General features: G+C 46.1%; 23 protein-coding genes. 5 read left to right on the top strand and 18 right to left on the bottom strand.

What is annotated here, in order from left to right:
- Positions 1–10 precede the first annotated feature (10 nt).
- The 8 genes from rlmD to ABIN22_RS01375 all read right to left on the bottom strand — a co-directional run bounded on the left by rlmD (position 11) and on the right by ABIN22_RS01375 (position 9,561).
- The gene (gene rlmD, locus ABIN22_RS01410) at positions 11–1,375 is read right to left on the bottom strand and encodes a 23S rRNA (uracil(1939)-C(5))-methyltransferase RlmD (RefSeq protein ID WP_346906170.1); all 1,365 of its coding nucleotides are present in this window, start codon (positions 1,373–1,375) and stop codon (positions 11–13) included.
- Between the two features lie 172 nt (positions 1,376–1,547).
- Positions 1,548–1,787 (bottom strand): hypothetical protein, encoded by a 240-nt coding sequence (locus ABIN22_RS01405; protein WP_109729660.1) that lies wholly within the window; start codon positions 1,785–1,787, stop codon positions 1,548–1,550.
- A 124-nt stretch (positions 1,788–1,911) separates the two neighbouring features.
- Positions 1,912–4,140 carry a DNA helicase PcrA gene (pcrA, locus tag ABIN22_RS01400; RefSeq protein WP_346906169.1) on the bottom strand — a complete coding sequence of 743 codons (2,229 nt, stop codon included), beginning with the start codon at positions 4,138–4,140 and terminating at the stop codon, positions 1,912–1,914.
- A gap of 278 nt (positions 4,141–4,418) precedes the next feature.
- On the bottom strand, positions 4,419–4,646 hold the full coding sequence (locus tag ABIN22_RS01395; RefSeq protein ID WP_109729662.1) for an HPr family phosphocarrier protein: 228 nt from the start codon (positions 4,644–4,646) through the stop codon (positions 4,419–4,421).
- A gap of 74 nt (positions 4,647–4,720) precedes the next feature.
- On the bottom strand, positions 4,721–5,209 hold the full coding sequence (locus tag ABIN22_RS01390) for a DUF2798 domain-containing protein (RefSeq protein ID WP_346906168.1): 489 nt from the start codon (positions 5,207–5,209) through the stop codon (positions 4,721–4,723).
- Positions 5,210–5,561: 352 nt separating this feature from the next.
- Positions 5,562–6,524, bottom strand: coding sequence for an aldose 1-epimerase family protein (locus ABIN22_RS01385; protein WP_346906167.1), 963 nt, complete (start codon positions 6,522–6,524; stop codon positions 5,562–5,564).
- A 112-nt stretch (positions 6,525–6,636) separates the two neighbouring features.
- Entirely contained in the window at positions 6,637–8,121 is a 1,485-nt protein-coding gene (locus tag ABIN22_RS01380; protein WP_346906166.1) for an FGGY-family carbohydrate kinase, read from the bottom strand.
- A 39-nt stretch (positions 8,122–8,160) separates the two neighbouring features.
- Positions 8,161–9,561, bottom strand: a complete 1,401-nt coding sequence (locus tag ABIN22_RS01375) for an L-fucose/L-arabinose isomerase family protein (RefSeq protein WP_346906165.1) — start codon at positions 9,559–9,561, stop codon at positions 8,161–8,163.
- A 186-nt stretch (positions 9,562–9,747) separates the two neighbouring features.
- Between ABIN22_RS01375 and ABIN22_RS01370 the strand changes: the two genes are divergently transcribed.
- Positions 9,748–10,608 carry a PocR ligand-binding domain-containing protein gene (locus tag ABIN22_RS01370; protein ID WP_109729665.1) on the top strand — a complete coding sequence of 287 codons (861 nt, stop codon included), beginning with the start codon at positions 9,748–9,750 and terminating at the stop codon, positions 10,606–10,608.
- Positions 10,609–10,661: 53 nt separating this feature from the next.
- Here the strand turns inward: ABIN22_RS01370 and ABIN22_RS01365 are convergent, their stop codons facing one another.
- Entirely contained in the window at positions 10,662–11,582 is a 921-nt protein-coding gene (locus ABIN22_RS01365; protein ID WP_346906164.1) for a class II fructose-bisphosphate aldolase, read from the bottom strand.
- Positions 11,583–12,021: 439 nt separating this feature from the next.
- Here ABIN22_RS01365 and ABIN22_RS01360 point away from each other — a divergent pair, with 439 nt between their 5' ends.
- Positions 12,022–12,633, top strand: coding sequence for a DUF1836 domain-containing protein (locus ABIN22_RS01360; protein ID WP_118621291.1), 612 nt, complete (start codon positions 12,022–12,024; stop codon positions 12,631–12,633).
- A gap of 48 nt (positions 12,634–12,681) precedes the next feature.
- Here ABIN22_RS01360 and ABIN22_RS01355 read toward each other — a convergent pair whose 3' ends face one another.
- Entirely contained in the window at positions 12,682–12,987 is a 306-nt protein-coding gene (locus ABIN22_RS01355; RefSeq protein ID WP_109729668.1) for a YerC/YecD family TrpR-related protein, read from the bottom strand.
- Positions 12,988–13,070: 83 nt separating this feature from the next.
- Positions 13,071–13,802, bottom strand: coding sequence for a phosphatase (locus ABIN22_RS01350; protein ID WP_346906163.1), 732 nt, complete (start codon positions 13,800–13,802; stop codon positions 13,071–13,073).
- Between the two features lie 99 nt (positions 13,803–13,901).
- Here ABIN22_RS01350 and ABIN22_RS01345 point away from each other — a divergent pair, with 99 nt between their 5' ends.
- Together ABIN22_RS01345 and ABIN22_RS01340 are read left to right on the top strand one after the other, a co-directional pair.
- A complete protein-coding gene (locus ABIN22_RS01345; RefSeq protein ID WP_109729670.1) occupies positions 13,902–14,126 on the top strand; it encodes a hypothetical protein in 225 nt (74 codons plus the stop codon).
- Between the two features lie 197 nt (positions 14,127–14,323).
- Complete coding sequence (locus ABIN22_RS01340) at positions 14,324–15,604, top strand: DUF4013 domain-containing protein (RefSeq protein ID WP_346906162.1); 1,281 nt, start codon at positions 14,324–14,326, stop codon at positions 15,602–15,604.
- A 158-nt stretch (positions 15,605–15,762) separates the two neighbouring features.
- On the opposite strand, the gene ABIN22_RS01335 is transcribed toward ABIN22_RS01340, so the two are convergent.
- On the bottom strand, positions 15,763–16,788 hold the full coding sequence (locus tag ABIN22_RS01335) for a DUF7309 domain-containing protein (protein ID WP_118621288.1): 1,026 nt from the start codon (positions 16,786–16,788) through the stop codon (positions 15,763–15,765).
- 177 nt (positions 16,789–16,965) lie between these two features.
- Here ABIN22_RS01335 and ABIN22_RS01330 point away from each other — a divergent pair, with 177 nt between their 5' ends.
- The gene (locus ABIN22_RS01330; RefSeq protein WP_346906161.1) at positions 16,966–18,018 is read left to right on the top strand and encodes an ABC transporter substrate-binding protein; all 1,053 of its coding nucleotides are present in this window, start codon (positions 16,966–16,968) and stop codon (positions 18,016–18,018) included.
- An 89-nt stretch (positions 18,019–18,107) separates the two neighbouring features.
- Here the strand turns inward: ABIN22_RS01330 and ABIN22_RS01325 are convergent, their stop codons facing one another.
- The 6 genes from ABIN22_RS01325 to ABIN22_RS01300 form a co-directional block, all read right to left on the bottom strand.
- Positions 18,108–18,725 (bottom strand): flavodoxin family protein, encoded by a 618-nt coding sequence (locus tag ABIN22_RS01325; protein ID WP_346906160.1) that lies wholly within the window; start codon positions 18,723–18,725, stop codon positions 18,108–18,110.
- Between the two features lie 47 nt (positions 18,726–18,772).
- A complete protein-coding gene (locus tag ABIN22_RS01320; protein WP_346906159.1) occupies positions 18,773–19,717 on the bottom strand; it encodes an AEC family transporter in 945 nt (314 codons plus the stop codon).
- Positions 19,718–19,876: 159 nt separating this feature from the next.
- Positions 19,877–20,281, bottom strand: a complete 405-nt coding sequence (locus tag ABIN22_RS01315) for a NifB/NifX family molybdenum-iron cluster-binding protein (protein WP_346906158.1) — start codon at positions 20,279–20,281, stop codon at positions 19,877–19,879.
- 120 nt (positions 20,282–20,401) lie between these two features.
- Positions 20,402–20,749 carry a DUF134 domain-containing protein gene (locus tag ABIN22_RS01310; RefSeq protein ID WP_346906157.1) on the bottom strand — a complete coding sequence of 116 codons (348 nt, stop codon included), beginning with the start codon at positions 20,747–20,749 and terminating at the stop codon, positions 20,402–20,404.
- Positions 20,750–20,851: 102 nt separating this feature from the next.
- Positions 20,852–21,403 (bottom strand): FliH/SctL family protein, encoded by a 552-nt coding sequence (locus tag ABIN22_RS01305; RefSeq protein WP_346906156.1) that lies wholly within the window; start codon positions 21,401–21,403, stop codon positions 20,852–20,854.
- Between the two features lie 66 nt (positions 21,404–21,469).
- A complete protein-coding gene (locus ABIN22_RS01300; RefSeq protein ID WP_346906155.1) occupies positions 21,470–21,712 on the bottom strand; it encodes a hypothetical protein in 243 nt (80 codons plus the stop codon).
- Positions 21,713–21,924: the final 212 nt, after the last annotated feature.

The following is a 21,924-nucleotide window of genomic DNA, read 5'->3' as shown; positions in this document are numbered from 1 at the left end:
GCCAATCCGCCTATTTACGGGTCAAAAGCGCGACCGTCTCAACGTGCACCGTCTCACAAAACTGATCCACCCCCACGCACTTGACAACCTCATACCCCCGCCCCTGCATCATCTCCAAATCCCGCGCCAGACTTGTTACTTTACAGGAGATATACACGATTTTATCCACCTGATAGTCCAGTATCTTCGGCAGTGCTTTCGGGTGTATCCCGTCCCTCGGCGGGTCGAGCACAATCACATCCGGCTTCTCTTCTATCTCATCTAAAACTTTGAACACATCCCCTGCAATGAACCTGCAGTTATCCAGACCGTTTCTTTTTGCGTTCTCTCGGGCGGCCTCAACGGCCTCCTCGACGATCTCTACTCCGATGACCTGTTTTGCCACAGGGGCGAGTACCTGGGCAATGGTGCCTGTCCCGCTGAACAGGTCGAATACCGTCATATCCTTGATGTCCCCGATATATTCGCGCACGGTATTGTACAGGACTTCGGCGCCTCTGGAATTGGGCTGGAAGAAGGAAAACGGCGTGATTTTAAATTCCATTCCCATGATCTGTTCATAAAAGTAATCCTGTCCGTAAAGAATCCGAGTCTCATCACTCTGTACCACATCAGAAAGTGAATCATTAAGAATGTGCAAGATTCCAACAATCCTGCCTTCCAACTCCAGAGCCAGAAGTTTATCAACCAATGGTTGCAGGTCGTACTCTTCCTGTGTGGTTGTCACCAAATTCACCAGAATTTCTCCGGTTGTGTCTCCCCGTCTCAGCAGTAAATGGCGGAGGTATCCTTCGTGCTGCATTTTTTTGTAATAACCGGCGCCTTTTTCTTTGAAATACTCCAGCACGCAGAGAAGGATACGGTTCATGTCCGGGTGCACAAGCCTGCAATCTCCGGCCGTGAGTACATCGTAGGTACTGCCTTTTTTATGGAGGCCCAGTGAAAGGGGGCCGTCTTTGTATTCGTCGCCAAAGGAAAACTCCATCTTGTTACGGTACTCGAATTCCTTCGGGCTTGCCTGAATTCCCTCGAATTCATATTCTGTTTTTACAGCCGAATCGATTATTTCTTTGATCTGCTGTGCCTTCATTTTCAGCTGTTCCTCATAAGGCATAGTCTGATACATGCAGCCGCCGCAGGCAGGGAATATGCTGCAGACAGGGTCCCTTTTTTCCAGAGGGGACTTTTCCATGACTTCCAGAAGCCGCCCTTCTGCATTTCCTCTTTTAAATTTATTGACAACGAAACGGATCTTCTGCCCCGGGATTCCATTTTTTACTGTCACATAGCGTTCTTCCTCTGCGATCCAAACAAGGCCTTTATTGGGGAATTCCACCTTTTCTATCGTGCCTTCATATACTTGTCCTTTTTTCATCTCTGCCTCCAGTCCTATAACCTTTGTTTCTTATAACGTAAAAATAGACAGGGTGCAGTAAAGCTCCACATCCTGTCCATTATTCGCTTTATTCATTCCATAGCCGTAAGCCTTAACAGCTGGCCAGCCCGCAGGGCCTTGATTCCAGGATTCCCTTTTGGTATTTGGTTTTCTATACCTGGTCTTCCTCACTAAAATAATCGTCAAAATCATCATCGAAATCTTCTTCAAAATCCTCCAGATAATCTGGTGTGAAGAAACGGTATACTGCATATGCAATAGCAGCTACTGCCGCTACAGCTCCAACGATTGCCAGAACCCAGAGTACTGTATTTTTCTGCTTTTCGTCTTCTTTCTTACGCAGTAATTCATTCAGTTTTGTTTCAGCGATTAATTCCTCTACTTTGCTCATATTATCCACGTCCTTTCCCCGTCTTATCAATACAGGTTTACTTTAAGTTATTATATCACTATCATTTTCAGATTACTACTCATTTATGCCAAATTTTCATTTTAATTGCAAAAATTGTAACCCTTTAACTTATTTTCTGAAGGCGTGCAAATGATGCAAACATTTTTTTAACTCCGGCGGAGTCAAATTGTACCGTCACTTCAAAGTCACGGCCACCCTCAGTTACATCGGTTACCAGCCCTTCGCCGAACTTTATGTGTCTGACCCTGTCTCCAACCGTATAGTCGAGTCCCTTTTCCTTCGAAACAGCAAATTGTTTTGCCGTTTTACCTGTGGTGAAGGCTTTCTGCTTGAACGCCTGTTTTGCCTGGAAATAAGCGTTCTGGGTCGGCATTTCGACATCTTCCTCGAATGTATTCCCGTTTTCCATCAGTTCGGATGGGATTTCTTTCAGGAAACGGGATGTTTTATTGTACTGCGTCTCCCCGCGGATCATTCTTCTTCTCGCACAGCTGACTGTCAGTTCCTTCTCGGCACGTGTGATTCCCACATAGCAGAGCCTGCGCTCCTCTTCCAGCTCTTCATTGTCATCTGATGTGATGGTCATATAGCTCGGGAAAAGTCCATCTTCCATCCCGGCCAGATAAACACGGGGAAATTCCAGACCTTTTGCACTATGTAATGTCATCAGGATGACGTAATCCTGTGCTTCATCCAGACTGTCAATATCTGCAACCAGAGCTACCTCCTCCAGAAAACCGCTCAGGGTAGGCTTCTCATCCTCATCTGCGCATTTTTCCTCATACGTGGCAATCTTACTTAACAACTCATCGATATTTTCAATCCTTGTCTGGGCATCTTCCTTGTCCACAGCCTCCAGATTTTCCACATAGCCTGTCTTTTCAATGATTTCTTTCATCAGGTCAGAAATACTCTCGTTCCGGGCAAATCCCTTGAAATATTCAATCAATGCCACAAAGGAGTCGAGCTTTGCGGCACTCCTCCCGATATTCGGGATCAGGTCCAGTCCCTGAAGTGCTTCATAAAAACCGATTTCTCTTTCCAGGGCGGATTCCTGCACTCTGTTGATCGTCGTCAGTCCGATTCCCCGCTTCGGGACATTGATAATACGCCTTACCGCCAGATCGTCCTTCCCATTGTCAATGGTCTTTAAATATGCCAGAAGGTCTTTGATCTCGCGGCGCGCATAGAAATTGATGCCTCCTACGATTTTATACGGAATATTTGCAGCCACAAATTTCTCCTCGAACAGACGTGACTGGGCATTCGTACGGTATAAGATGGCATGGTCGTTATAAGCAGCACCGTTGCTGACATTCTTCTTAATATCCCCTGCAATAAAATCTGCCTCATCATACCCGGTATCAAACTGGCGCAGCTGAATCTTCTCGCCTTCCCCGTTTTCCGTCCAAAGAGACTTATCCTTACGGCCCACATTGTTTCTGATCACGGCATTTGCCGCATTCAGAATATTGCCGGTGGACCGGTAATTCTGTTCCAGCTTGATCACTCTGGCGTCATGGTATTCCTGCTCGAAGTTCAGTATATTCTTGATGTTTGCCCCGCGGAACTTGTAGATAGACTGGTCGTCATCACCTACCACGCACAGATTCTTGTATTTTCCCGCAAGAAGGCTCACAAACTTGAACTGGACCGTATTCGTATCCTGATACTCATCCACCATAATATAGCGGAAACGTTCCTGATAATACTCCAGAATATCCGGCTGGGTCTGGAACAACTGCACCGTCTTCACAAGCAGGTCGTCAAAATCAAGTGCGTTATTCGCGCGGAGCTGTTTTTCATACTCCCGGTAAACCTTCGCGATTTTCTGCTTTCCATAGTCCCCGCCCGCATTCAGTTCGAATTCCTGCGGCATGATCAGTTCGTCTTTCGCAGAAGAAATCGCACTTAGCAGATTCCGTTCCTTGTAAACCTTTGTATCAATATCGATCAGTCTGCATACATCCTTCATCAGTGTTTTCTGGTCGTCTGCATCATAAATCGTAAAATTATTATCATATCCAAGTCTGTCGATATGTCTTCTCAGGATTCTCACACAGGTTGAGTGGAATGTACTCACCCAGATGCTTTCCGAACCGAAACCGACCAGTTTATCCACACGCTCACGCATCTCTCCCGCGGCCTTGTTTGTAAATGTAATTGCCAGAATGTTCCACGGATTCACACCCTTTTCTTCTATTAAATAAGCAATCCTGTGGGTCAGCACTCTCGTTTTTCCTGATCCGGCTCCTGCCAGTATCAAAAGTGGCCCATTTGTGTGGAATACCGCTTCTCTCTGCTGTTCATTTAAAGTATCGTATATGCTCATATGTATCTCCCGTCTGCCATGCACAAAACTCATTCTTTGTCCCGGAAAAAACTCCTGATGCTCCGGGATCTCACCTATGTGATTATAATATAAAATCCTTGTCCTGTCACGTAAAACTGTTAAGTCATCATTATAATACAGAAAATAGATTACTATTCAGACTGTACCTTACAAAAAAGAGGCCAGCGTGCTGCTGCCGCTGACCTGCTCTTAACTTTATGAAAATTTCTGTGGGTTTCCCCGGGTGTGTTTGACAATTCATTATACTCAGCCTGAAATCAGGAATAATATCCTGAGAAATATTTGTCCACATTTTCTGTCTCTTCCCCGTACACCACCAGCTCCAGTTTTTCTCCAAGATCGAGGCTCATCAGGCCGAGAAGTGATTTTGCGTCAATCCATTTATTCTTATGTCTGACATCAATATCTGCTTTTATATTCTTGCATACACTGCAGAAGTCCATAACTTCTTCCATATTAGAAAACTGAATATTTCTTGTAGTCATTGATTTAGATCCTCCTGTTTCAATTTATTCTGTCCTCTCATCATGTGTACCTGCTTTTATTTTTATTCTGCTTTTTATTCTGCCTCCGCAGCCAGCTCTAAATCTTTTTCCGGGAAAAGGTGCCCGAAGATCCATCTCACAAACGGGCCCGCGAAGAAGATCTGCCAGCACAATGCCATCGGAAAGTTCATTACAGATGTCTGAATCCATTTTGATACCAGCTGTGAATCCACTCCTTTGAACAGCACAGTTGCGACAAAACTCATCATCGGACACATCAGGCAGACTGTCATTGCGGATACAGCAAGGATCACGAAAATCGGCTTATCCTTCCCCGGCGTCACCAGTCTGAAGGCCAGCTTTTTTGAAAGCGGTCCGGCGATCAGCATCTCCAGAATAAAGCCCACGATTCCCATAATAACGAGCTCCCCGAGAGCGATGTAAAAGACCTCGTTTGTTAATCCCCCTTTATCCAGAGAGATATTATACACAACAAGTGCGTATACCATTACAATCACCATAATAATTGTAAAAATAATTTCCTGAAATTTTGTTTTTGGCATGTTTTTGTTCCTCCTGTCTCATACTCACTATTTTTATGCATACCTGTTGTCTTAAGCCTTTACCGAATTTTAAACAGCAAAAAAGGCAGCGAAAATACAGACCATCTCATAACTTTCGTTACAATTATAGGACTATAATCTTCACTACCATTCTCATTTAATCTTTATTCAGTTACAGTAGTCCCCGTTTTTAAATAGGAACTGCTCTCACTTAAGATGTTGTTATTCTAACAGATGTGCACGGTATGTGTAAGTACTTTTTGCAATTTCGTCAGGTTCCACATAGCTGACAGATATTTTTTAATAAATGCAGACACTTTTGCCAATGGGCGGACCTGCCTGTTTATACACATCACATCATGCGCACTTTCACGTTATAAACCTTCTTTTCCCCCCGCTCCAGAAATTTCAGCATTCCTCTCCGGCGCATGACATCCCGCCCGTCCGGATAACAGTTGCCGCATTCCAGTCCCAGAACATAGTCCCTGACACCCATCATCTTCCATTCAACGAATGCGTCCAGTTCCTTCGGATCGAACAGAATCTCCAGTCCCTGATTCAGTTTCGGCTGATAGATGGACGCCCTTCCTTCTTCCCGGAATTTATGATAATAACAGCGTTCCACATATCCGGCTTCCGGCTTTATCATCTTCATCCAGTTATCCAGATCCTCCGCAGCATGGTCATCACGTGCGGCCACTTCATAGGAAGGGATTTCCACAATACTATCCTCGTCCAGCAGGGGGTATCCCATGTTCATATGGTATAAGATTTCCATCGGGGTCCTGCTGTCACCCGTATTCTCAATCGTATCCTTTATGGTAAATTCATTTTCCTCAAGGCTGACACGGATCTCACGGTTCAGGCGGAGTTTCCGTGCAAAGATGCCCTCGTCTTTTATCACTGCCCGTATCACCAGCTCCCCGTCTTCTTCGAACCAGTATGCGGCCTCCGCAGGCGTATTCGCAATGGAGCCGTGCAGCGGCAGTACCTCCCCGTCGTCTGTGCAGGGCGCCCCCACTGCCTGAAGTCCGCATGTCGTCAGGAATCCGGCCGTAAAAGATTTCAGCCATCCGTCTTCTTTTGAGTCATAATATGCCGGTGCCACATATCCACACGGTGAAAAATAAGACATATTTATGCCCCGGTAACGCAGTCTGGATATATCTGCGCTGCGGTCCAGTGAGACTGTCAGCTCCAGCCCCTTGCCATTCGTCACTTCCAGCAGGCGCATCCCGTCACCCTTTCCGCCCACTAACCGGTGTTCCTCTATTCCATAAATCTGGGAATCGTGTCCTATATATGGATTCATCATTTCTTACCGCCTTTCTAACTGTCTGCCAGTTAACAGATACGACACAGGCCTGCTAAAATACACCTCCGGTGATGAGGCCTGCCGTCATGTTTTCCCAGTTCCCGCACAAACTCTACACAAGCGGGCGTACCGCCTGATATAGCCTGCGGTAACGTTGATACACTTCGATGTATTTTTCATGCATCTGTGGATCAGGTGTATACACTTTCTTCCGTTCCACCATATGTGCAGCCGCATCCTCCAGATTCTCAAAACAACCGACTGCAATTCCGGTCAGCATGGCACTTCCCACCGTCCCGGCATCCGCCGTTTTTAACGCGGTAATCGGGATATTGAGCATATCCGCCTTCATCTGCATCCACACCTCAGATTTGGCACCGCCCCCGGTCGCATGAAGCATATCAAAATGAATGCCGGAATCCTTCAGGCATTCCATATTCACAAGCATCTCGTAAACCACGCCTTCCATGCAGGCACGGTAAATATCTCTGACTGTGGTTCCTGCCGTCAGCCCGATGACTGCCCCTTTTGAGCCGGTATCCATGTATGGTGTCGCGGCCCCGGCAAAATGTGGCAGCACCAGTAGTCCTGTGGGTTCCTTTGCATCCCCCTCCAGATATTCATTCACGGAGATTCCCTCTTTGGCTGCCAGTTCCTTTTCCTTTTTCGCAAGTGTATCCACACACCACTGGATCAGGGCGCCGCCCGTGTAGGAAAATGCATAGCAGACATATTTCCCCGGAATTACATAGGGAACTACCGCATAGTTCCCGGCATACATCACCTCCAGTTCCGGAAGGCCGTCGTACACAGGGGTGATGCACTCCACGGTCCCGGCGCCGTCCACTGCCTTTGTGGAGTCGAACACACCGGAGCCGACTGCCGCCGCTACCTGGTCATGGCTGATGGAGATGATCTGCGTCTCTGTGGAAAGTCCTGTCCTCTCTGCTATCTCCGGCCGTATGCACCCTGCGGAGGTTCCGGCCGGCACCGGCTTTGACATCAGGCTGGGATCAATGTCCGCGATCCGGAAGATTTCCTCACTCCATTTCAAAGAAGTAATATCGAAAGCCATCGTCCTCGAGGCCAGTGAATAATCGATCTGGGCCGTGCCAGTCAGCCCGAATACGACATAATCCTCCATCAGGAAAAGATGTTTTGCCCGATTATACACGTCCGGCCTGTTGCGTTTCATCCACATCACCTTCGAAATGCTGTACATTTCATGGGGTTTTAACCCGGTGATCGATGCAATGGTCTTTCCATCCATTTTTTCAGTCAGCTCCCGGCACGCCCCGGCTCCACGTGGGTCTGTGTAAAGCATGGCAGGATGGAGGGGCGCGCCGTTTTCATCCGCCAGAACGAATGTCTCTCCAAAGCTGGTCACCCCGATTCCTGAAATATCAGGATACCGGTGCCCCATCAGGCTCATGACAGACATTACAGCTTCCATGATCGCCTCTGCATCCACTTCATGCTCTGTACTTTTTCTCGTGACAGGGTAATCCTGATACGCTTTATCGAGATACTTCCCTGTCTGGTCAAATACGGTCAGCTTGCATCCGGTTGTACCGATATCCAGCCCCGCTATTTTCATAACATCCACCTCGTTTTCTCTGTGAAGTGCACCCGGATTTTAATCCAGGTCCACCCAGTCATAATGCAGATATGTTGTAAATGCTTCCTTCAGAATCTCTTTCATATGTCCCACTCCGACTGACGTATGGTGCTTGAACCCGCCCCGCGCCAGTCTGATCAGTTTATCCTGAAGCCCCGGGATTTCTGCAACACCACCGCAGCCGAAGAAACTATCTTCTATCGGATCTTCTGTAAACCTTGCCTCACTCGCATATATGATGATTTTGCCGTCCTTTGTCTGGCAGTTGGAAAAAGTCATGTCAAACGGCCGGATTCTTCCCTCGTTGCTGCCCCATCCTGATCCCGGGTCTCCTTTTGCAAACATCTTATGCTCCGTAACCGTACCTTTTCCCGTCATCAGGCTTTGCGCCACCGGCCCGCAGTGGAACAGGATCACCTTGTTCTCATCCGTTCCGTAATTATTGTTCCAGTCCAGAACGGCTGTCGGCCCTTCACTGGCAAGGCTCATGGCGCGCATCGTCAGCGCGGAACACATATCGATCTCGCAGGATGCCGGGATTCCCCTGTCATTCAGCTCACTGAGCAGGACACACGGACAGACTCTCAGAATCGTCTCCATTTCATTCCAGCATCGCAGAGTGAGCGCATCCAGCTTATATTCCTCGATATATTCATCAATTACGACTGCCAGCTTTGCCAGCATAAGCATATTGCTCTGTGGCACCTTCGTAAAATCCGTGTAATTCTGCAGACGTTTTGTCTTTTCTATCACCGCTTTATCGTCATCTGCCTTTTGGTTTACCTTGAAAAAGACTTCAGACAAATCAAAGGACTCTACGTTAATCCCGTATTTCTGCAGGGTAATCTCATCGAATCTGACCGTTTTAAAAGCTGTCGTCCTCGCACCAAGGCATCCCACGTTAAAACGTTTCATCCCGTTTACAACCCGGCAGACCGCCGCAAAATCTTTGAGATTTTCCGCAAATACCGGAGAAAGCGGATGCACAACATGGGGCTTCATCACCGTAAACGGTACCTGGTATTGTGTGAACACGTCCGTTACGGAAAACTTACCGCAGTAGGCATCTCTTCGGTGTGCGAAATCCATTTTTCCCGGCTCATCCGGATATGCCTGCATCAGGATTGGCACACCTGCATCCTGAAGTGCCGTGATTGCTCCGTTTTCGTCCGCAAAGATCGGCATGGAAAATATGACGCCATCGTACTGTCCTTCATGCTCTTTCAGCCATTTCGCATACAGGAGCCCTTCCTCTCTTGTCTCAACACCCCCGTATCTGGTCAGTCCGGCATCCATTGCTATGTATTCATATCCGGCATCCGTCACCGCCTTAACCATGTCCTCTCTTGCGCCGTAAATCAATTCTCCCGGCATAAAACCTCTGTTACAGAAACATAATGCAAATGTCATTTTCTTCATATTCGGCCTCCTTTCATCTATATCCCCATTGTACCGGAAAGATTGTCGTCAATATATAGCATTCCGTTCTTTTTACTTTGAATTTGTTCGCGCGCATGGTATTCTAATAAGAAAGGACTGCGTTCTGGCAAAACCGGGATCGCTTCCGAAACGAAAAACTTGTTTCACGTACTTAGGAGGACCGCGATGATTTCCACTTTCAACCTGACAAAACTGAATTCTCTGCTCAAGGACTTCTATACGCTCACCCAGATCCGGATCACTGTATTCGATGATACCTTCCGGGAACTGGCCGCTTATCCGGAAGAGATTGCTCCTTTCTGCCGGCTTTTAAGGACGGACCCTGCCGCTGAAAAAGAGTGCCGCCGCTGTGATGCGGTTGCCTGCGAGACAGCCTCCAGACAGCATTCCCCGTTTACCTACCAATGCCATTCCGGGCTGACCGAAAGCATCGCCCCGCTCTACATGGGCAACATTGTAATCGGCTACCTGCTGTTCGGCCACGTCTTCTCCTATTCTTCGCATGAAGAAGGCTGGGAAAATATACAAAAGCTTTGCAAAGATTACAAGGTTGACATGGAGCGTCTGAAGGATGCCTGCTGGGAGCGCCCCCTGATCTCAGAAAACTACATAGAATCCGCCTCCCACATCCTGCAGGCCGTTGCTTCCTATCTCTGTCTGGAGCGGATGGCAATCATCGGACAGAAAGAACTCCCTGTCATGATCGACGAATATATTATGAAACATTTTACGGAAGAAATCGATGTTCAGAGTATCTGTGAACATTTTCAGATTGGAAAGACAACGCTCTATGAGATCGCAAACCAGAATTACGGTGCAGGCATAGCCGCCCACATCCGCAGCCTGCGCATTTCGAAGGCCGAGAGCCTGCTTGTCTCCCGTCCGGAAATGCGGATCAGTGAAATCGCGGCAGAATGTGGGTTCAATGACTACAATTACTTTATTACCATATTCAAAAAGGCAACAGGAATGCCCCCGAAGCAGTACAGGCAAATCAACCGCAGAAACTTCCTGTCACCTGCATAAACAAAGGGAAGGGATGCCTTGCATGTAAATGTGCACAGCATCCCTTCCTTCCCCTACTTCATTGCAAAGATTTCCATTGCCTTCTTACAATTCTCTTTCATTGCCTGTGTCCCCCACTGCACGATGTCATGATACATCACCGGAACATCCTTATCACTTTCCATCAGGGAATAGCAGTATTTATATTTTTTCCCGTTTTTTTCAACCGGGATACATCCCATTCTGAACTGGTTGACAATCGTCTCGCCACCGGCCATAGCCATGTATGTATAGTAGTTCACTTTACGGACACCTTTCTGGATGGCCGTCCGGAAATCTTCCTGGCTTACCCCCGAGCCGCCGTGCATAACGACCGGAATTCCCGCGTTCTTCCTGACCTTTTCAACAACACTGAAGTCCAGCTTCGGCTTGCTGATATAGACGCCGTGGGTTGTCCCGAAAGAACATGCCAGAGCGTCGATCCCGGTTAATTCTACGAACCGCTTTGCCTCCCCCGGATCTGTATATATCTTTTCAGGATCATTTCCTGCCCCGGCAGAACCGGCTCCTGTCTCGCGCCTGCCCATACAGCCGATTTCAGCCTCTACAGACGCCCCCGTCCTTTTCGCCAGAGAGACAACCAGCCGCGTATTTGCAGCATTTTCCTCGAATGGAAGTGTAGAGCCGTCATACATCACAGAGGTAAATCCCAGATTCAATGCGCGGTATATGTACTCTACAGTTTCGCCATGATCAATATGGACTGCCACCGGCACCTTCGCCTGTGACGCAAGCTCCAGCATGATCGGCCCGATTGTCGCAAGCGGCATGATCTCTTCATGCACTTGGGCGTGCTGGATAATAACCGGAACATTTATTTCTTCCGCCGCGCCGATGACCGCCATAATAGATTCCAGATTCGGCGTATTAAAGGAACCGACGGCACAGCCTTTCGCTTCACACAAATTCAATATCTCTTTCAGGGTCACTAACATTTCCAATTCCTCCCGTCACTTTTTCCATTACTGTTCATATATCAGGCGGGGCCCCGGGACGTACATTGTACATCCCGTTACTATCCCCCTGCTATCATCATATAACTTTTATGCACATAGTTGATATAGAGAATTGTTCAAAATACTTTGAATTTGTCCGCAGTGTATTACTGTTCACACCGTGCCGTGCACCTAGCTGCACGGCATCGGGGCCGATAAAGTGATAGTTTCGGGGCATCTGGTCTACGCTCCGCTGCGGTCCGTGCTGAACATGCGCCACTGGCGCATAGCACCCCTCGCCGCAGGCGACTTTTAATGGGCAGATGCCGTTACTGTGCACGCCCGTAGGGTGTGAACAGTAACCGCAGTGTATTAGTAGTTAAAAAATACTTGCCATCTAGTTTTTAATACTATATAATAAATATATTGAGGTGAGAATATGACGATTAATACGAACGATATGCTGAACAGCATTTTAGAAAGCATCTCCCGCATTGACTATATTCATCCGGGAGATATTCCGAATATAGATTTATACATGGATCAGGTAACCACCTTTATGGATGCCCAGCTTAAGTCTACCAAGCGGTACAAGGATGACAAGATTCTGACGAAGACAATGATCAACAATTACGCCAAGAACAATCTGCTTCCGCCGCCGGTCAAGAAGAAGTATACAAAGGAACATGTACTGGTCCTGATTTTTATCTATTACTTTAAGAATATCCTTTCCATCAAGGATATCGAGACATTGATGAAGCCGCTCACAAGCAAGTACTTCGACTCTGCCAGTGAACTGGATATGACACAGCTTTATGAAGAAGTATGTGCAATGGAAAAGGCCCAGATTGAGCCACTGAAAGAGGAGCTCAAAACGGCTTACAAGAGGGCCGAGGACTCTTTTGAAGATATCGATGTTGAGGACAAGGATTACCTGAAGCTGTTTTCCTTTATATGCAGTCTGAGTTTCGACGTTTATGTGAAGAAATTACTGATCGAGAAGATCATTGACGAATTGCCTGATCCGTCCGGCAAGGCCCCTAAAAAGTAATCGGAATTGAGCTGTCTCATGGTTTCCGTAAACAAAAAGAGAGATGCATCACGCATCTCTCTTTTCGCTGTGTCCTAATCTTTCAAACACCATATCGTACCCGTCATTTCCATAATTAAGTGAACGGTTCACACGGCTGATCGTTGCCGTTGAAGCACCGGTCTTTTCTGCAATTTCCAGATAAGTCTTCTGTTCCCTTAGCATCTTCGCCACTTCGAACCGCTGGGAGAGTGATAATAATTCATTGATTGTGCAGATATCTTCAAAAAAAGTATAGCACTCTTCTTTGTTTTCCAGACTTAATATGGCGCTAAACAGATAGTCCACCGCCTCTGTTCTTATCTTCTTACTCATACTGCCGATCTCCTTTATCAGTCAAATGACTACCGTTACATTTTAGCACACTAAACTTGTAAAGTCCACCTTTTTATACAGATTTAAGATTCACCATATTTATACAGATTGAGGTATGGTTTCAGTCTCTCAAAATCAGTCGTCACGACCAGTTCTTCCGGAAAATCACAGTATTTAAGCACTTCTTCTACATTACAGAAATTACCGGCATCCACATCCATATGGGCATCGCTTCCTGTTGTAACAGGAACCTCATACTGTTTGCACAGCTCCAGAAGCGTGATCGAATTCTCCCTTGTACTCTGTCTTGCACTTTTGGGGCGAAGAGAAGAATTGTTAATTTCCAGCAGCGTCCCAGTCTCTTTTGCCGCAAGGACAAGTGCCTCATAATCCACCGGAAAACGTCCGTCGTCAGGATGGCCAATAATATTGACATATGGTTTTTTCATAACTTCTATATAAGCTCTCATGTTTTCTTTTTCCGAATGTTCCATTCCATAGCACGGTTTATGGATACTGGCAATAACAATATCCAGATCACGGCAGACCGATTCCGGAAGATCCAGTTTACCATTCGTGTCCATAATATTTAATTCCGATCCAAACAGCATCCGGACCCCATTCATCATTCTCGGCACAACATCCAGATTTTGAAAATAAAACGACTGGCACGAGCCGGGCATCATCGGAGCGTGTTCCGTCAGTGCAAATGCTTTCAGTCCTTTTGCCGCTGCTGCCGCCGCCATCTCACGGATTGTATTGTAGGCATGGCCGCTTGCGATTGTGTGTGCATGTGTATCTGCTTCTAATTTCATAATCATCCCTCTTTCCTTTTCCATTCGTTTCTAAGTATACCATATTTCTGCCAGAATACAATTTGCACTTGGGCAGATACTAATATTGAGGTGAAGCCCATGTTAAATAACAAAGAAAACGAAAAAATCATTGACGATTATGATTATCTGTCAAACGCGGCATCAGCCAGAGACTGCACGGGCCTGATTCCCGCACTTCCGACATCGGAAGCAGAACTGGAGGCCTATAATGATGTATATCAGTATCAGCCCCCTGTAATTAAGGAAAAAACAGACAAACATGCCAATACGGGAAAGGGTCTTCCCCAGGATCACATTTCCTAATTAGTATTCCCCGAAAAGCCACCGCCATTCAACATCATATGACGGTGGCTTTCGACATAATCCCCCGCAATATTACATTTTTCCTTGTCCTTCCACTGACATAATGCTATAATAAAAGCGTTGTTAATCTGTTACTATTTACAGGCGTGCCTGTGTACAGTAACGTTAATCTACCCAAGAAAGAGAGGAACGCATAAATGAGATGCCCGAAATGTGGAAAAGATGTAGAATTACAAAAGAAACAAGTAGGCGTTGACGAGAATGGTAAACCTATCTTTAACGAATACGCAATCTGCAGAGACTGCAAAAAGCAGTGGAATCTTGATAAACAAAGAGCAAAAAAAGCCGCTGATGCAAGCGCTTCTAATCATACACAGTCTAAAGAAAGTACACCTGCACAGGTGAAACCGGCCGCAAAAGCCAGTGAGGCCAGTCCTGTTTCTGTTCCGCCGGCAAGTAAGAAAGCCCCGGTCAAAAAAGACACGCCTGAGAATGCACAGGTGAAAAAAGCGGCCCCTAAGAAAAAGCCTGTGTCACCTGATGCAAAGCCTGTACCTCCGGCACAAAAAGCCGCTGCTCCGGTAAAATCCAGCAATCCGGATGCCGCTCCGGTAAAAAAAGCTGCTCCGTCATCTAAACCGGTTCCTCCCGTTAAATCAGCACCTAAGGAGAAAACCTCGGCTCCGGCAAAGAGACCTGTTTCCGGTGTAACTGCCGGCCCAGTTTCCAAAACCGGGCCTGACGGAAAACCCGTCCAGAGAAAACGGCCTGTTTCTTCTGATACTGGTTCACGCAAACCTGCCGGTGAAAATACGCAGCAGCGCTACAGCAATATCCCACCTGAAAAGGTTCGGGTAAAAAGAGAGAAAGCTGTCCGCGACAGCTATGAAGACATGCTTGCTTCTGATCCGGACAGAAAGCCTGTAAAGAAAAAGAGACCCGCTTCACCTGAGGAAGAAGCACCAAAGAAGAGACCTGCCGCGTCCGGATCTGCCCCTGCCCGTAAAAAGCAGGCTCCACAGCCAGTTCAGAAGGCTCCTGTCGAAAAGGAAGAACCGAAGCCGAAATTCAGGCTGGTTCGCATTATCTTTGGTATTATCTCCATCGTGGCATTTGGATTCTTTGCATATAAGGCACTTATCGCAGGGCTGAATAACATATCAGATGGATCTAATGCTACAACAGGTACGATTTATATTGTACTTGCACTCTGCATGCTTGTATCCGGCCTTCTTCTTTTGATTATGCAGAAGAAGCATACTATTTTTGCCTTCCTTCTGCCGCTGATTTTTTATGCGGGCGGCGCTGTTTTTGCATTCTTAAAACGTGGCGATGACAAGTTCCTTTTGTATGGTGCAGTCGCAGGCGGTGTCTTCGCTGTCATCTTCCTTGTGCTCACAATTGCTTCGAAAAGAAGTGATGATGAGTATGACTACGATTATGACGATCCGTTTGAAGAAGATCACGATAACTATTAAAGTCAAACATCCGGGGAATGTGGTGATTCCTATAAGTCAGCTTATAGGTCACTACATTCCCCGGATGTTTTTTGTGTAAATTTAGAAGTCACCATATCCCTTGTTTGCAGAAAATAGATGGTTCCTGCTGCTCTACGAACTATCGGACAGATAACAGATTACGGTCTTTTGTCAAAATATCCTTTCATATTCTCCACGGCTTCTTCCAACTCCGGCATGTTCTCACTCACAAGGTTAATGCCACAGTATTCACAGAGATCCTCCAGTGCCGAGAATATCCATGCGTTTCTCGCTTTCACCGTTTTTATCCTTCCATACTGTTCTATGAACTGCACCAGGAAATTCAGTGAAATATCAATCTCGTCATCTTCCGGACCCATCATTTCCACGGTAATCACCATACCACTGTCACCATCGACGGCCATAAACAGAAGTGGATTAATGGGACGGTCATATCCGCTCTCCTTCACCCCGCCGTTCAGATAAATAAAGTCAAGCTGAAGCTCTCCATCTATCAGTGGTCTCTTCTGCAGTTTCTTTTTCAGGATCTCATCTTCCAGTTCTACAATAGGATATTCTGTCCCGGCATCATCAGGAAGACCGTGTATCTCTGATTTCCAGCATTGTTCCTTCTCATGATAGATATACCAGAAGCATTCCCCTGACTCGTAATCCACCGGTATGTCATTCTCACGGTATTCCCTGACTGCGGCCGCAAGCCCCCTGTAAACCCGGATCAATTCTTCCACTTCGTCCTCATCCGGAGTATACGGCATATACCGCCGTTTGAACGACAGGAAATACATCCACTGCCCCCTGCCCCGGAATGAAAGCCCCAGCTCCTTAATCACCTTCTTCTGCTGGGGCGGCACTTCATCCCTGTCCCCCAAATAGCAGGTCAGATTATTCTGTTCAAACATCGCATACTCAGAAGATATCCCGGTTATCTCAGTAGCTGTAAGCATTTCAAAATCCTTCAGGCCTTCATAGCCGCTGTATACACTGATCCCATAACAGGAACCGCCTTTTCCCATCACACTGCAGAAAAAAGGTTCCTTGCGTCCTTTCGGACATATAACGATCAAATCCATATCCCAGAAATCCTTCCAGGGTTCTAACCCCTTCAATTCTATTCCCAGTTCATACAGCTCTTTCCATTGTTCAAGTGATGCTTCTTTCCTCATATAAACTCCTTCGTATTCGGAATCTTATAGTTTATTGTTACTTCCATCATATCAAAACCGGTCGCAAATTACCACATATTATTCCCGATTCGGAATCCGATTATCTTTGTTTCTGGAACCGATTCCTGAATTTCTCATATATTATAAGTGATTGAATTATGTTACTGGAGGAAATTTATGAAAAAGTGTATACTTGCCGTACTTCTGTGTGCGGCTATGATCATGGCTACCCTGAGTGCCTGCGGCTCGAAGGATACCGGAAAAGAGACTTCTGCAAATACGAAGTCAGGAACAGAGAAGGATGATACTCAGAAAGAAATGATGGATGTTACCTTAAACGAAGTTGCACACTCCATTTTTTATGCGCCAATGTATGTGGCCGTGGAAGAAGGATATTTTGCAGATGAAGGGATTAATCTCGATTTGGTATGCGGATTTGGTGCAGATAAGACCATGACCGCTGTCCTTTCAGGTGAGGCTGACATCGGTTTCATGGGTTCTGAGGCTTCTATTTATACTTATAATGAAGGTGCCAACGACTATGTTGTCAATTTTGCACAACTCACCCAGCGTGCGGGGAATTTCCTTGTTGCACGTGAGGAAATGCCGGACTTCTCATGGGATGCTCTCAAAGGCAGCACTGTTCTCGGCGGAAGAAAAGGCGGCATGCCGGAGATGGTCTTCGAGTATATCCTGAAAGAAAATGGAATCGACCCGGCAAAGGATCTGGAAATCAATCAGAGCATCGACTTTGGCTCAACTGCTGCAGCCTTCGCAGAGGGAAAAGCAGACTATACGGTTGAATTTGAACCCGGTGCAACTTCTCTGGAATCGGAAGGAAAAGGCTATGTCGTTGCTTCTCTCGGCGAAGACAGCGGCTACGTACCTTACACCGCTTACAGTGCAAAACAGAGCTATATCGAGAAAAACCCGGACGTCATTCAGGGATTTGTCAACGCACTCCAGAAAGGAATGGATTACGTTCAGTCACACACTCCGGAAGAAATTGCCGAAGTAATTGAACCTCAGTTCCCGGAAACAGATTTAAAAACAATCACCACGATTGTTACCAGATACTATGATCAGGATACATGGAAAGATAATCTGGTATTTGAGGAAGACAGTTTTAATCTGCTCCAGGATATACTGGAAAGTGCAGGAGAATTGGAACAAAGGGCTCCTTACGCAGATCTCGTGACAACTGAATTTGCTGAAAAAGCAGCGAAATAATTGTCAGATGCCCTGTCCGGCCGGAAATCCAGCTTCTATTTCCGGCCGGACAGAATCCAAATTCTGCTGCACTGCCCCATGCATTTTAACTATCTTATAAAATTAGTACCGATCCTTTCTTCCTTTTCCGGCAGCCCGTATTTTTCTTTGCCAAGTGCAATGCTCTTCATCAGAAAAGACATATTCGCTGCCAGTGTCCGCATAATCTGCCGCCCTTCTTCATCCTGTACTGCCTCACCGGCATTGTTCCCATGAAGGCTGTTCCAGTACTGGCTGGACGCTACAGGCATCCCGCAGATAGTAAAATATTTATTCAATTCGTCAAATGTCGATGATAATCCGCCCCTTCTCGCAGTCACAACACCTGCCCCTGTTTTCATCGTTTTATCAAAGGATGTGCTATAAAAGAGCCTGTCAAGCAGTGCGATCAATGTGGCATTTGCAGACGCATAATAAACAGGACTGGATACCACCAGACCATCTGCGGCCTCGAATTTAGGGGCTATCTCATTCACCAAATCATCTATCACACATTTACCGTGTTCGAAGCAGTAACCACAGGCCATACATCCCCTGACAGCCTGATTTCCGACCTGGATCACTTCTGTCTCAATCTCATTCTGGTGAAAAACCTTCACCATCTCCTGAAGGGCAATGTAATTGCTTCCTTTTGCATGTGGACTTCCGTTTAATAATAGTACTTTCATAAATCCTTCCTCCTTCTACAATAAAATATCGTTCTAATCCATCCGCTTTACAGCATTCCCATGTTTTTGAGAATATAGAGCCAGCCTGTCAGACTGAAAGCGCTGAACAGTGTAGTCAGCATGACCACGCTGGACGTCAGAATGCCTTCGTGCTTCATATTTTTTGCCATGACAAAGCAGCTTACGGTTGTGGCCGAACCCAGCATAACCAGGATGGCTACGAGTTCTTCTTTCCGAAACCCCATTTTCACAGCCAGCGGCAGGAACAGGGCACAGTATCCAATCAGTTTCATAAAGGCCGCCAGAAGGGCCGGGCGTACTTTAGAAAATGCTTTCTTAATATCAAAGGTGGCCCCCATTGCCATAAGCCCCATCGGGGTAGCCATTGCCGCTACACTTGTTACGGTTTTTTCCATAACGGACGGCATCGGGATTCTAAGCAGGGACCAGAGAATTCCGGCAGCTATTCCTAAGATAATCGGATTCTTCAGGATTCCCTTTCCTGTACTGACCAGCATCTCCTTATCCAGTTTACTCTCTCCCGGACCAAACAGCGACAGAACAATGACCGCCATGATATTATAGATCGGCACACTGCCGATAATCATGAGCGGCGCTATATGAGCTGTTCCGTATACGTTTTGTATGATTGCAATTCCAAGCAGCGCTGCGCTGCTCCTATAAGAAGCCTGTATGAATTCTCCTTTTATGGCCTTATCTTTCCATATCAGGGAGATGACTGAAGAAATCCCTATGCTGAGCACCGTGACTGCCGCACAAAACAACACAAATCTGCTGTCCCATACACTGCGGATATCAACGGATGCAAGATCATTAAATACGAGGACCGGAAGAGGGACGACAAATACAAACTTATTCATTTTTGCCGCAAAATCTTCCTCTATCCATCCGATTTTTTTGAAAAAAAGTCCCAGCATCATTAACAGAAAAACCGGGACAGTAGCATTTAAACTAAATATTAAATTCTCCATGACTGCCTGTGCTTTCTAATTGTTCTTGAATTTACTCCATATAATTATAGATGCAATCCCATAAATTTACAATAGAGGAAACACAAGGGGACATGCAGCAGAATTTCATTTCCGACTTCATGTCCCCCTTAAGCAGCCAGCTGCTTCTTATAAGATAAACTAATTACCTGCACACCCGTGTTTGTCTTCTCCGCAGGAGTGGCTTCCGCAGTCATGTCCTTCTGCATGATGATGATGGCTGCACATCGTATCCGGATTATATGCAAGTGTCCCTTCCAGCAGTGCCTCCACACTGGCATCTGCATCTCCCGTCACTCCCGGGTACAGTTCCATACCGATATCGGCAAGTGCCACGCGGGCGCCACCCCCGATTCCGCCGCAGATCAGGGCCTGTACATGATGGTTCTGGAGAAATCCTGCAAGTGCACCGTGTCCGCTGCCAGCCGCACTCACGACCTCTGATGATACGATCTTTTTGTCCTTGGTCTCATAGATCTTAAAGTTCTCACAATGTCCGAAATGTTGAAATACCTGTCCGTTGTCATATGTTACTGCAATTTTCATATTGAATGCCTCCTTGATGATTACTTGATTTAATCCATCTTCTGAGTGGGCAATACAGACTCAGATTGACGCCTCAGTCTAGAGGATATGAAATGATTGTACAACTTTTTCCGGCATATGTCAATTATTCTCACTGCAGTGTCTCTGGATGCATCTCCTGCGGCAGCACTCCTTTGCCTTTGGGCAGATTTCATACACACCGCCCCCGATTTTTAATTTTCTGCCTTCCACGAGCGTTTCTGCCAGCTTTTTTCTTGCCGAATCATAAATGGACTGTACAGTAGTCCTTGCCACATTCATCTGCTGTGCACACTCCTCCTGGGAATATCCCTGATGGTCGATCAGACGGACAGCCTCGTATTCGTCAATCGTCATTATTATCTCTTCCCCGGAATCTATCTTTGCAGGGGCAAACTCATCGATTCCCGGCATCTCGCAGATTCGTCTGCACTTAACCCGACGTCCCATGTACCACACCTCTCATCTTAAAAACGGAAACAAAATATATCATTTATTCCATTGTCAAATCTATTTTTATCAGCATCGTAACTATTCAGAACCCATGAACAGTTACTCCGTATCTTCTTTCTGTATTTCCTCCACCAGCTTTTCAATAACAGAAAGATCCTCCTCCAAAAGCTCAGCGATTTGAGCCGCAGAATGGCCTTTTTTAAGCTTCTTTTGAATCTGGGACTTCAGATAATCCATGTTGCCTTTCTTATATCCGTCCACGAATCCATCCTCGAATCCATCCTCGAATCCACCCTCATATCCAGACTCGTATCCTTCTTTGCGGAGTGAATCATAATGGAGTTTGTCGTTAAAGTTTGAAAGTATCATATTAACCACCTCACCGCGGTTCTTTCTAAGAATATCAGCAAGTATCCCCTCTTCTATACATTCATCCACCGCCCTGTTCACAGCATCCTCCAAAGCAAATTTCCTGCTCAGGTATCCCCGGACACGGGCGATGAAGCAGGCATATTCATTCAATTTCTTGCAGCGGTTCATTAAATCCTTATTATGCCCAAGATTTACATTCAACATTTTTGCACGGCATTCCAGCGCAGGTTTCTGTCCGGGCGGCAGATCATAAAAAGCATCCGACAGCAGCAGATCCATCTCATCTGGTGCCGAATCTGCCCCATTATAAAAAATAAGGTAAACAGGAGCCGGTAAAGGTACTAGTTAACTGCCGTAAATGTTGAACTGCATAGTCTCTATGTATACCCGTAGCACATCAGCGAAATAAAACAGCCCGCGCAGCGGCATATTCGGATTTAAAGTACTTTGATGTTCATAAAGATTCAGAACATTAGCGATGAGAAAAGAAATGTCATTCTTCATGCCAAGATAAACGGCATCACTCATCGTTGTTATAATCAGCTCATCAGGATTCGTATAGCTGGTAGAATTCACTGTAACTTTCATTTTATCATAATCAGTTTGGGAAAAGTAGTTATTTCTACCAGAATAAAACAATAAAAAACAGAATGTAAAAAGATTTTAGAATAATAGTAACAAAAATTATTATTTAGCCCATAGCATCACCAAGCTTTCCATCAAAAAAACATCACACCTGTAAACATTGAATGATTGCAGATCCTGCAAGATAACAATAAAAATAAAACAGAATACCTGAA

This window comes from Faecalicatena orotica (assembly GCF_905197545.1).
GTDB classification, from domain to species: Bacteria; Bacillota; Clostridia; order Lachnospirales; family Lachnospiraceae; genus Faecalicatena_A; species Faecalicatena_A orotica.
Note: the sequence above shows the minus strand (reverse complement) of the source record. Positions and strands in the feature narration are given on the sequence as shown.